General features: G+C 38.1%; 9 protein-coding genes. 8 read left to right on the top strand and 1 reads right to left on the bottom strand.

What is annotated here, in order from left to right; genetic code table 11:
* Positions 1 to 34: 34 nt before the first annotated feature.
* Positions 35 to 976 carry a peptidylprolyl isomerase PrsA gene (gene prsA, locus HMPREF2805_RS04960; protein WP_075231642.1) on the top strand — a complete coding sequence of 314 codons (942 nt, stop codon included), beginning with the start codon at positions 35 to 37 and terminating at the stop codon, positions 974 to 976.
* A gap of 46 nt (positions 977 to 1,022) precedes the next feature.
* Here the strand turns inward: prsA and HMPREF2805_RS04955 are convergent, their stop codons facing one another.
* A complete protein-coding gene (locus HMPREF2805_RS04955) occupies positions 1,023 to 1,361 on the bottom strand; it encodes a helix-turn-helix domain-containing protein (protein WP_075231641.1) in 339 nt (112 codons plus the stop codon).
* A 139-nt stretch (positions 1,362 to 1,500) separates the two neighbouring features.
* On the opposite strand from HMPREF2805_RS04955, the gene HMPREF2805_RS04950 reads away from it, so the two are divergent.
* From HMPREF2805_RS04950 to HMPREF2805_RS04920, 7 genes are all read left to right on the top strand, one after another.
* A complete protein-coding gene (locus HMPREF2805_RS04950) occupies positions 1,501 to 4,155 on the top strand; it encodes an SEC10/PgrA surface exclusion domain-containing protein (protein WP_075231640.1) in 2,655 nt (884 codons plus the stop codon).
* A gap of 160 nt (positions 4,156 to 4,315) precedes the next feature.
* Positions 4,316 to 5,527: a cell division peptidoglycan polymerase FtsW gene (gene ftsW / locus HMPREF2805_RS04945; protein ID WP_075231639.1), complete on the top strand. Its 1,212-nt coding sequence runs from the start codon at positions 4,316 to 4,318 to the stop codon at positions 5,525 to 5,527.
* Positions 5,528 to 5,552: 25 nt separating this feature from the next.
* Positions 5,553 to 8,378: a phosphoenolpyruvate carboxylase gene (ppc, locus tag HMPREF2805_RS04940; RefSeq protein ID WP_075231638.1), complete on the top strand. Its 2,826-nt coding sequence runs from the start codon at positions 5,553 to 5,555 to the stop codon at positions 8,376 to 8,378.
* Positions 8,379 to 8,812: 434 nt separating this feature from the next.
* Positions 8,813 to 9,814, top strand: a complete 1,002-nt coding sequence (gene trpX, locus HMPREF2805_RS04935) for a tryptophan ABC transporter substrate-binding protein (protein ID WP_000792189.1) — start codon at positions 8,813 to 8,815, stop codon at positions 9,812 to 9,814.
* Positions 9,815 to 9,875: 61 nt separating this feature from the next.
* Positions 9,876 to 10,742 carry an ABC transporter permease gene (locus HMPREF2805_RS04930; RefSeq protein WP_075231637.1) on the top strand — a complete coding sequence of 289 codons (867 nt, stop codon included), beginning with the start codon at positions 9,876 to 9,878 and terminating at the stop codon, positions 10,740 to 10,742.
* Positions 10,739 to 11,497 carry an ABC transporter ATP-binding protein gene (locus HMPREF2805_RS04925; protein ID WP_075231636.1) on the top strand — a complete coding sequence of 253 codons (759 nt, stop codon included), beginning with the start codon at positions 10,739 to 10,741 and terminating at the stop codon, positions 11,495 to 11,497. The genes HMPREF2805_RS04930 and HMPREF2805_RS04925 overlap by 4 nt, the downstream gene beginning before the upstream one ends.
* A gap of 264 nt (positions 11,498 to 11,761) precedes the next feature.
* Positions 11,762 to 12,484: a TipC family immunity protein gene (locus HMPREF2805_RS04920; RefSeq protein ID WP_075231635.1), complete on the top strand. Its 723-nt coding sequence runs from the start codon at positions 11,762 to 11,764 to the stop codon at positions 12,482 to 12,484.
* Positions 12,485 to 12,601: the final 117 nt, after the last annotated feature.

Raw genomic sequence — 12,601 nt, 5'->3', positions numbered from 1 at the left:
GTAAACCTTTATTTAGTATACAAAAGGAGTAAACATGAAGAAAAAACTAATGGCAGGAGCCATCACATTGTTGTCAGTAGCTACTTTGGCTGCTTGTTCAAACAGTTCTGAAGGAACTGACTTGATTAGCATGAAAGGCGATGTTATTACTGAGCATCAATTCTTTGAAGAAGTCAAAAATAATGCTACTGCTCAACAAGTCTTGCTGAATATGACCATTCAAAAAGTTTTTGAAAAACAATATGGTTCAGAAGTAAGTGATAAAGAAGTAGATGATGCAGTTGCAGAAGAACAAAAGAAATACGGTGATAGCTATCAAACGATTCTCGCCCGTTCAGGTATGACTGCAGAAAGCCGTAAAGCTCAAATTCGTACAAGTAAATTAGTTGAGTATGCTGTTAAGAAAGCCGCTGAAGCTGAATTAACAGATGAAAACTACAAAAAAGCTTTTGAAGAGTATACTCCAGAAGTAACGGCTCAAATTATTAAACTTGACAGTGAAGATAAGGCTAAGGAAGTTCTTGCCAAAGCAAAAGAGTCTGGATCTGACTTTGCACAACTTGCAAAAGACAATTCTACAGACGAAAAGACAAAAGAAAATGGTGGAGAAATTACTTTTGACTCTGCATCAACAGAATTACCAGATGTAGTTAAGAAAGCAGCTTTTGCACTTGATGTCAACGGAATTTCAGATGTTATCACTGCTCCAGGAACTCAAGCTTATACAAGTAGTTTCTACATTGTTAAGTTGACGAAGAAGTCAGAAAAATCTTCTAACTTGGATGATTATAAAGAAAAACTTAAAACAATCATTTTGACTCAAAAACAAAATGATGCAACCTTTGTTCAAGGTGTTATTAGTAAAGAATTACAAGATGCCAACATTAAAGTTAAAGACCAGGCCTTCCAAAATATCTTTACACAATACATCAAAGGCGAAACAACTTCTGACAGCAGCAGTAGCGCCTCAAACTAATAAAAAAACTATCTATCTTTCTTTTTTAGAAAGTAGATAGTTTTTTCTATTGGACTTCTTTCAGAATTAGCAGTAGTGCATCTAGTACACGAGATCTTTGTTCTGTAGGAAGAAGTTTCAATTCGTCAATCAGACGGGATATTTTGGGGTCTTCTTCTTTCAGTTGGATATCAAAGAAAGTGTCTAAATCTACTTCTAATGCTTCCATGACTTTTTCTAGAGTTTGAATCTTTAAGTTTGTTGATAGATTTTCTAATTTGTAAACATAATTTGTTCCTAAGTCAGCCATTTCCTCTAATTGTTCTTGGGTATATCCTCTTTCTAGTCTGAGTAAACGGATGCGTTTAGAAATGTAGTCTTGCAAATTACTTTTATTTTTGACCATGTAGTACCTCGCTACTTACATGATACAGTCAAACGACTGCATTTTTTAGACTTTAAATAGTTACATTTTAATAAAATAACTTTAAAAAGTTGTACATTGTGGTATAATGAAGGTATAAAAAAATAAAAAGGGGAAACCTATGAAAAAAGAATTGATTGCTTTGACTGCCATCGCAGCAACTGGTCTTGTCGGAACAATCGGAACAGCTCACGCAGATACGGTAGAGCTTCCATTGCCTACAACTGCTCAAACCGAACCAGCTTTAGTAGAGAAAGAAGCGCCTAAGAAAGTGGAAGTGAAAACTCCTACTAAGGAAGAAGTCGCTGAACTTGGTGCTACTGCTAAACAAACTCAAGAAGATACAGACAAAGCAAAAGAAGTCTTGGATCAAGCGAATGAAAATTCTGATAAGGCAGAAAAGAAAGTCGCTGACTTAAAACAAGCTAAAGACGATGCTCAAAAGACTGCTGACAAAGCAACACCTGAAGTTATCAAAGATGCTGAGAAGAAAGTGGAAACTGCTAAAGCAAAAGTTCCAACTGCTGAACAAGGGGTATCTTCTGCGCAAACTGAACAAGATGATGCAGACCGTAACGTTGCTATTCAAGGCAAAACTGTTGGGACTAAACAAGCAGAAGTGACTCAAGCACAAAACAGAGTTACTGATGCGAAAACAACCGTTAAAAATGCAGAGGATGCTTTGAAGGGTGTTGGTCTTGCTGATGCTAAAGAAAAGCAAGACGCAGCGATTAAAGAAGAAGCTACAAGCAAACAAACCCAAGCCGATGCACAAACTGCTCTTGATGCTGCTAAGAAGTTGGATGGTGAGCTTGCTGAACAACTGAACCAAGCAGAAACCACTGTTAAAACTGCTACACAAGATGTAGAGCGTACTGAAAACGAAGCTAAAGAAGCGAAAACAAATCGTGATAACGCTCTTGCTACTTACAACCAAGCGGTATCTACTCTTGACGCACTTCAAGATAGCTCTAAGAAACAAACCATTACTCTTTCACCAGCTTTCATTCAAGCCGTTAAAGATGAAATGGAGTTCCTTCGTCAAATCCGTTCAGGTGTCGAAATGACTGAGGAAGAGCGTAACGCTAAGAATGATGCCATTTATGACCGTATCGTTGGTTCACAAGTAGAACACAAGAAACTCAATAAATATGTTCCAAGCAAAGCAGACCAATCCGATAAAACTCGTTATGACATTAACAATCTCCCACAAGAGATTAAAGATGAGTTGAATTACTATGTGGTAGACCTTATCAACCAAATGCGCCACCAACTTGGACTATCAGATGTTGTTCTTTCAAAAACCTCTTTTGAGTTTGCTGATAAGATTGCAAAAGAATATTTGAAAGTGAACTTCTCTAATGCTATGAAGGAAAGCTATTACGCTAAAGGTGGTGTCGGTCACTATGCTAAAGGTGTTAACAAAGTTGCCAAAGAATATGGCATGCCTACAACAGATGCCGAGGAAGAAAGCAAGGGTGAACAATATTATGAAAATACTGTAACTACTTATGTTTTCCATGATTTTGACGATGCTGACGGGATTTATCGTAAAACTCTCGGTGAAATGAAAGAGCAGTTATATAATGATCTCATCATGCTTGTGTCAACTAAAGGTGACTATGCACACACTCAGGGTATTCTTAATTTTGACTATGCGAAAGAAACTGTCTATTTTGGTGGAGTCGCTCAAAGTAAAACAGACGATTTTTACACTACTCACTTCTTGACTTCTATTCACGATTCTCTTGTAGATGGTTCTAAATGGGATAAAACACCTATTGCTAACCCACTAAGTGATGAAGTCATTGAGCGTAAATTGAGCGAAGCTCGCCAAGTCCTTGCTGATGCTATGACTGCTCGCGACAATGCACAAGCCAAACTTGAAGCAACAACAAAAGCAGAATCAGATGCTAAACTTGCACTTACAAACGCAGAAGCTAATTTGACTGCTTTGAAGAATGGTGAAAGTCCACTTGCGAATGCACAAAAGGCTTTCGATGAAGCGAAAGACCGTCATGACAAAGCAGTGGTAACTCTTTCTAATGCGAACGCTCTTGTTAATACATTGACTGCTACACAGTCTGTAAAAGAAGAAGCTCTTAAAGATGCACAAGCAAAACTTAAAGATGCTGAGCAAGTTCTTAAAACTGCACAAAATGAACTGAAAGCAGAAGAAGACAAGATGAAAGAGCTTGAAGCAGTTGCTACAAGCAAAGCTCAAGCGGTATCTCTTGCTAAGAAAGCACTTCAAGATGCTGAAGTTGAAGTTAAACAAGCCGAAAAAGAGCTTGCAGATCTTAAAGGTGCGCATACTCGTTTGAACGAAGCGAAAGCAGAGCTTGAAAAAGCTGAAACTGAGCTTAAAGATGTGTATAAGGCGCAAAACAAAGCTAAACTAGATTACGAAGCTAAGAGCCTTGCAGCAGACCAAGCTCAAACTGCTTACGAAACTGCTAAAGCGAAGTTTGAAGAAGCTGAAACAAAACGCTTGGCTGAACTTGCAGAAGCAAAACGTAAAGAGCTTGAAAAAGCAGGTTACAAACCAGTACCAGTTGTAGATGGTAAAGGGAATGTTGTTGATTACACAGTAGATCAAGTTACTGTAGGAACTAAAGACGATAAAACCTATCAAGCGCCTGCACAAGCTACAAATGCAAAAGCAGAACCTAAGAAACAGCTTCCAAATACAGGAACGAAAGAGTCAGGACTTTTAGCATTGCTTGGAGCAAGTGTTGGACTACTTGCTTTAGCTGGAAAACGAAAATATAGATAAAATAGAAAGGGCGTTACTGCCCTTTTTATGCTATATTTGAGTAAAATTCGAATGTTTATACTGTAAGAGTTTTTTTCTAGGCTAAAAAATGGTATAATAGCATGTAAAACTAGAAATAATAAGGGAAAATAAAAATATTTTTCCGAAAGATAGGTGACATATGAAAATAAGTAAAAGGCACCTGCTGAATTATTCCATTTTGATTCCTTATTTACTGTTATCCGTTTTAGGATTGATAGTAGTTTATTCGACAACTAGTGCGACCCTTATTCAGGAGGGGAAAAGTGCATTATATCTAGTGCGAAATCAGGGGATTTTCTGGATAGCCAGTTTATTCTTAATAGCCTTAATCTATAAATTAAAATTAGGATTTCTTCGTAATGAGCGGTTGCTCTTTATCGTTATGTTTGTCGAGTTGATACTCCTAGCTCTGGCACGGTTAATAGGTAGTCCCATCAATGGAGCATATGGCTGGATCAAGGTTGGTCCCATCACGATTCAACCAGCAGAGTATCTAAAGATTATTATCATTTGGTACTTGGCTCAGCGTTTTTCAAAACAACAAGATGAGATAGCAGTTTATGACTTCCAAGTTTTAACCCTCAATCAGTGGTTGCCAAGAGCCTTTAATGATTGGCGTTTTGTCCTCTTGGTCATGATTGGTAGTTTGGCAATCTTCCCTGACCTTGGAAATGCAACCATTTTGATTTTAGTATCCTTACTCATGTATACCATTAGTGGGATTGCCTATCGCTGGTTCTCAACTATTCTGGGCTTACTAGCTGGTGTCTCTATGATTTCCTTAACAGCCATTCGCTTTATCGGTGTTGAAAAATTCTCAAAGATTCCTGTCTTTGGTTATGTTGCCAAGCGTTTCAGTGCTTTTTTCAACCCCTTTAATGACCTAGCAGGATCTGGACATCAGTTAGCTAATTCTTATTATGCAATGGTTAATGGTGGCTGGTTTGGTCTTGGTTTAGGAAATTCCATTGAAAAACGAGGTTATCTACCAGAAGCCCATACAGACTTTGTCTTTTCGATTGTGATAGAGGAGTTTGGATTTGTAGGAGCTAGTCTTATTTTGGCTCTTCTATTCTTCTTGATTCTTCGTATTATTTTGGTAGGTATTCGAGCGAGAGATCCTTTCAACTCAATGGTGGCAATCGGTATTGGTGGAATGATTCTGATACAGGTATTCGTTAACATTGGCGGTATATCAGGCTTGATCCCTTCAACAGGGGTAACCTTCCCCTTCCTATCGCAAGGAGGAAATAGTCTCTTGGTGCTATCAGTAGCCATCGCTTTTGTGTTGAATATTGATGCCAGTGAAAAACGTGCCAAACTCTATCGCGAATTAGAAGCGCAACTCTAAGACATAATATAACAAGGAGAAAAAAATGTCTCTTCAAAAGTTAGAAAATTATAGTAACAAAACGGTCGTACAAGAAGAAGTGCAAATCTTGACAGATATGCTGGAAGATATCACAAAAAATATGCTTCCTGCTGAAACCTTCGATAAGATTATGCACTTGAAGGAACTTTCTTCAAAACTTGACTATCAAGGGCTAGATAAAGTAGTAACAGGGCTTTCAAATGATGAGATGGTCTACATTTCTAGATACTTCTCTATTTTGCCTCTTTTAATTAACATCTCAGAAGATGTTGACTTGGCTTATGAGATTAACCATCTAAATAATGTCGATCAAGACTATCTGGGTAAATTGTCAACAACTATTAAAATGGTGGCTGAAAAAGAAAACGCTGCTGAGATTCTTGAACACTTGAACGTGGTGCCAGTTTTGACAGCCCATCCAACTCAGGTTCAACGTAAGAGTATGTTGGATTTGACCACTCATATCCATACCCTTTTACGTAAATATCGTGACGTGAAAATGGGACTCATTAACAAGGAAAAATGGCATAATGATCTTCGTCGCTATATTGAAATCATCATGCAGACAGATATGATTCGTGAGAAGAAACTAAAAGTAACCAACGAAATCACTAATGTGATGGAGTACTACAATAGTTCCTTCCTACAGGCTGTTCCTAACTTGATGCTAGAGTACAAACGTCTAGCGAAAGAGCAAGGAATTGATCTTAAACAAGCAAAACCTATTACTATGGGAATGTGGATTGGTGGAGACCGTGATGGAAATCCTTTTGTAACTGCTGAGACACTTCTGCGTTCTGCTACCATTCAAAGTGAAGTGATCTTGAACTACTATATTAGCAAGATTTCTAGTCTCTATCGTACCTTCTCTCTCTCGACGAATTTATCAAAAACTAGTAAAGCTGTTGAAGAAATGGCTGCTCAGTCTGGAGATACATCAGTCTTTCGTGAAAAAGAACCTTATCGTCGTGCCTTTCATTTGATTCAGTCCAAATTGATTCAAACTCTCTTGAATTTAAAAGAATGGTCTGTTGTTGGCTCGTCAGCTGATGAACGTCATCCTGTTGAACGTCTTCTTGGTACTCAAGGGCATCAACAAGGAGTGATTACAGATTATATTAGCAATCGACTTTCAGGAGCTATTCAAGAGCTAGCTGAAGATCGTCCACCATTTTACGAAACAGTTGAAGAGTTTAAAAAAGATCTATATACCATTAAGGATTCATTACTTGAAAACAAGGCAGAGTCCTTACTCACAGGTGAATTTGCAGAACTTTTAGAAGCTGTAGAAGTATTTGGTTTCTTCTTGGCTTCCATCGACATGCGTCAAGATTCAAGCGTCCACGAAGCCTGTGTAGCAGAATTGTTGGCATCTGCTGGAATCAATGACCACTATAGTGATTTATCAGAAGATGAAAAATGCGACTTGCTTTTACATGAATTGTTAGAAGATCCTCGAATCTTGTCTGCAACTCATGCTGAGAAGTCTGAACTTCTCGAAAAAGAATTAGCTATTTTCAAAACGGCACGTGAATTAAAAGACCGTTTAGGAGAAGATGTCATTCGTCAAACGATTATCTCTCATGCAACCAGCGTGTCAGATATGCTTGAGTTGGCTATCATGCTCAAAGAAGTTGGTCTGGTAGATGCTGAAAAAGCGCGTGTTCAGATTGTTCCACTCTTTGAAACAATTGAGGACTTGGACCATTCTGAAGAAACAATGAGAAAGTATTTCTCTCTACCACTTGCTAAGAAATGGATTGCTTCTAAAAACAATTACCAAGAAATCATGCTTGGCTACTCTGATAGTAATAAGGATGGCGGTTATCTATCATCTTGTTGGACACTTTATAAGGCCCAACAACAATTGACAGCTATTGGTGACGAATTTGGAGTCAAAGTAACCTTCTTCCATGGTCGTGGTGGTACCGTTGGCCGTGGTGGTGGCCCTACTTATGATGCCATTGCTTCTCAACCGCTCAAGTCAATTAAGGATCGTATTCGATTGACAGAGCAAGGGGAAGTTATCGGAAACAAATACGGAAACAAGGATGCAGCTTACTATAACCTTGAAATGTTGGTTTCAGCAGCTATCAACCGTATGATTACCAAGAAGAAGAGTGATACCAATACGTCAAATCGCTATGAAGCAATCATGGATCAAGTAGTAGAACGTAGTTACGATATCTACCGTGAACTCGTATTCGGAAATGACCATTTCTATGATTATTTCTTTGAATCTAGTCCAATCAAGGCTATTTCAAGTTTCAATATTGGTTCTCGTCCAGCAGCTCGTAAAACAATCACTGAAATTGGTGGTCTACGTGCTATTCCTTGGGTATTCTCATGGTCACAAAGTCGTGTCATGTTCCCAGGTTGGTATGGAGTTGGTTCAAGCTTTAAGGAATTTATCGATCAAGATCCTAAAAATATCGAATTCCTTCGTGATATGTATCAAAATTGGCCATTCTTCCAATCACTCCTATCCAATGTCGATATGGTCTTGTCAAAATCAAATATGAACATTGCCTTTGAATACGCTAAACTGTGTGAAAGTGAAGAAGTACAAGCAATCTACTATACTATCTTGGATGAATGGCAGTTGACTAAGGATGTTATCTTGGCTATTGAAGGCCATGAGGAGCTGTTGGCAGAAAATACTTATTTGAAAGACAGTCTCAACTACCGCATGCCTTATTTCAATATCCTTAACTATATTCAGTTGGAATTGATTAAGCGTCAACGTCGTGGTGAGCTATCTTCAGATGAAGAACGATTGATCCATACAACTATCAACGGAATTGCTACAGGATTACGTAATTCAGGTTGATATAAGCTCCATTTTCCAAAAACCGTAGGAATTTTCGTAATTTTTTAAAATATTTTATGAAAACCCTTGACAAGTTTTAGTAAAATGATATAATTTAAGCATTCAGAAAGTAATCATTGAAATTTTTTAGAGAGTCTGTGGTTGGTGGAAACAGATAGGTGAAAGTGATGAAAATTGGGCTGAATGTTATTAAGAATTTGAAATCATAAGAATTCGGTGAGCACACCTTACAGTGCAACTCGTTTTAGCGAGTAAGAGCGATAGGACTAGTTCCTATAATTGAGGTGGCACCGCGCATCGACGTCCTCACACAAGTTTTTTGTGTGAGGACTTTTTCTATGGGGAGGAAAAAATTATGGAAATCAAACGATGGCGTCGCTTGAATAAGTGATTGAATAAAAAATAATAAGTTAAGAAGAAATAAGGAGAAAATTATGAAAAACAAACGTCTACTCGGTATTATCGTAGCATTAGCACTTGTAGTTGGAGGAAGCTTGGTATATTCTAGCTTAACGAAACAAGAAACTAAAACTGAGACAGCTAATAAAACAGCTAAGGTTGGTGTTCTTCAGTTTGTAAGCCACCCATCGCTTGACTTGATCTACCAAGGTATCCAAGATGGACTTGCTGAAGAAGGTTATAAAGGTGACCAAGTCAAAATCGACTTTATGAACTCAGAAGGTGACCAAAGTAAGGTTGCGACAATGAGTAAACAATTGGTGGCAAATGGAAATGATGTCGTTGTCGGTATTGCAACACCAGCAGCTCAAGGTCTTGCAAGTGCAACAAAAGACCTTCCTGTTATCATGGCAGCTATCACAGACCCAATTGGTGCTAACCTTGTACAAAACTTGGAAAAACCAGGTGGGAACATCACTGGGGTGTCTGACCACAACCCTGCTGAACAACAAGTTGAATTGATCAAAACATTGACTCCTGATGTCAAGACGGTTGGAGCGCTTTATTCAAGTAGCGAAGATAACTCAAAATCACAAGTTGAAGAATTCAAAGCCTACGCTGAAAAAGCTGGTTTGAAAGTAGAAACATTTGCAGTTCCATCAACTAACGAAATTGCTTCAACAGTGAACGTTATGACTGGTAAAGTAGATGCAATCTGGGTTCCAATCGATAACACAATCGCATCTGCATTCTCAACTGTAGTATCAAGTAACCAAACAGCTAAAAAACCAATCTACCCAAGTGCGACTGCCATGGTAGAAGCTGGAGGTTTGGCATCAGTCGTTGTTGACCAACACGATCTTGGTGTTGCTACTGGTAAAATGATTGCCAAAGTCTTGAAGGGTGAAAAACCTGCAGATACACCAGTCAATGTCTTCTCAACTGGTAAATCAGTGATCAACAAAAAAGTTGCTCAAGAACTTGGAATCACTATTCCTGAATCAGTTCTCAAAGAAGCTGGTCAAGTAATCGAATAAGAATAAAGGAGGAGTTGGAGACATCTCCTCCAATTTTTAGAATAAAGGAAACGAATCAAACATGCTAATATCTATTATTTCACAGGGATTGGTCTGGGCTATCCTAGGTTTAGGAATCTTTATGACCTTTCGAATCTTGAACTTCCCAGATATGACAACTGAGGGTTCCTTCCCACTTGGAGGAGCAGTAGCAGTTACTCTAATTACCCAAGGAGTCAATCCTTTTCTTGCTACTTTAGCAGCCATAGGAGCAGGTTGTCTTGCTGGTTTAGCAGCTGGACTATTGTATACCAAAGGGAAAATTCCAACACTCTTGTCTGGAATTCTAGTCATGACTTCTTGTCATTCTATCATGCTCATGATTATGGGACGGGCTAACCTTGGACTCTTAAACACCAAGCAAATCCAAGATGTTCTTCCATTCTCATCTGAGGTTAATCAATTACTGACAGGTTTAATCTTTGTGACTTTGGTTATCCTTCTCATGCTTTTCTTCCTAGATACCAAACTTGGACAGGCTTATATCGCTACGGGGGATAATCCAGATATGGCTCGTAGTTTTGGTATCAATACTGGACGTATGGAGCTTATGGGCTTGGTCTTGTCAAATGGTGTAATCGCACTTGCTGGCGCACTTATCGCTCAACAAGAAGGTTATGCGGATGTCTCTCGTGGTATCGGAGTTATCGTAGTTGGTCTTGCCAGCTTGATTATCGGTGAGGTTCTCTTCAAGAGTCTTACCCTAGCAGAACGCTTGGTTACTATTGTAGTTGGTTCCATCAGCTATCAATTCTTGGTATGGGGAGTTATTGCTCTTGGCTTTAACACTAGCTACCTCCGTTTGTACAGTGCTCTTATCCTAGCAACTTGCTTGGTAATTCCAACCCTTAAGGATAAATACTTGAAAGGAGTCAAGTTAAGCAAATGACAGCAATTGTAGAATTAAGAAATGCCACAAAAATTGTGACAAATGGCTTTGACGAAGAAAAGATTATTCTAAACGATGTTTCACTTGATATTTATGAACATGACTTCATCACAATCTTGGGGGGAAATGGTGCAGGGAAGTCAACCCTCTTTAATAGCATTGCAGGAACGCTACCCTTGACTAGTGGTAGCATTCGTATCATGGGTGAGGATGTGACTCATTTCAGCCCAGAGAAACGTGCTAAGTATCTCTCTCGTGTCTTCCAAGATCCAAAAATGGGAACTGCCCCTCGTATGACCGTTGCAGAAAATCTCTTGATTGCAAAGTTCCGTGGAGAAAAACGTGGTCTCTTTCCAAGAAGACTCTCAGCTTACAAGGAAGAATTTCAAGCAACCATTGAGAAGGTGGGAAATGGTCTAGAAAAACACTTGGATACACCGATTGAATTTTTGTCAGGTGGACAAAGACAGGCTTTGAGTCTATTGATGGCGACCTTGAAGCGTCCAGAGCTCCTTTTACTGGATGAACACACAGCTGCTCTTGACCCTAAAACAAGTGTCGCCTTGATGGAATTGACAAATGACTTTATCAACAAGGACCATCTAACAGCTTTGATGATTACTCACCATATGGAAGATGCTCTCAAGTATGGAAATCGCCTCATTGTCATGAAGGAAGGGCGAATCATCCAAGATTTAAACAAGGATGAAAAAGCCAAGATGAAAATTTCTGATTACTATCAACTGTTTGAGTAATTGATTTTAAATAATTGAGATAAAAAACTTAGAAGTAGGCTTTTGCTTCTAAGTTTTTTGTATTAAAGGGAGATTATCTAAAAATGGTCTGGATTCCACCGTCTAAGATTTTATAGTATAATGATTATAAGGAAAATGTTGCTAAAGATAAAAAACTTATAAAAAAGGGTTTTGCGTCTAAATTTTATCTTGTCTCTAAAATAAGGTATCTAAAATGTATTTTTACTTTGTAAATTATAATAAGTTCTAGATAAGGAAAAAGTCATGAAAAAAATTTTAAAAATCATACTCATAACTGTAGTAGGTTTTCTAACTTTGTTTAGTCTAGATCGTGTCTATCAAAAGAATTATTATAAGGGAGTGTATGAATCTTTAAGTAATGTCTTTTTAGAAATGAACTATGCAGAAACCCATAGTGGTATTTTACCTGGTCTCGCTGATTTTAGTAAAGCTGTTGACGGGAGTCAATCGTTTAGAGATCCAGACAGGATAATTTCCATAGGACTTGATGCAGGCTTGTCTGAAAATGAAAGTTTAGAAGTGATTGTAGGTTTTGAAGAAACTTTTATTATTGAATATCAGCAACTATTATCTGATGGGAGATATCTTTATATAAAATATGACTACAATGATAAGAAACTCAGCCAATCAGTCGAAATCTCAGATTCTAAATGGTCGGTAGCATATGACTTAGCTAGTTACAATATACTACACAAGGATGGGGGAAAACTAGATTTAGAGGCATATAAAGAATTATCACGTCAGTCAAAAACAGGGGACTCGATACCCAATTTTTACCTAACAAATCCCAACGAAGTACTAGAGTATTTAAAGCCTTATGGGATTGATAAAGCTTGGATTAAAGAAAAATCCCACTTTATGCTCTATGATGTTGTTCTAGAACGCTGGTTTAAAAATGGTAGTCAACGTTACTCCGTTGATAATCTTGGGGATGTAGAGATTGTGCCACTAAGTTTTTCTGAATAGGATGATACCCAAGCAATGGAGCTGTTAAAAGAGAAGAATAATGTTGTTTATCAGTTTCTCCAAGATTTAAGTAAGGAAAAAGTCAATGAAAAAAATTTTAAAAATCATACTCATAAC

This window comes from Streptococcus sp. HMSC034E03, assembly GCF_001811505.1.
Lineage (GTDB): Bacteria > Bacillota > Bacilli > Lactobacillales > Streptococcaceae > Streptococcus.
The sequence above is the reverse complement of the archived record's forward strand: the minus strand, read 5'-3'. Positions and strand labels throughout refer to the sequence as shown.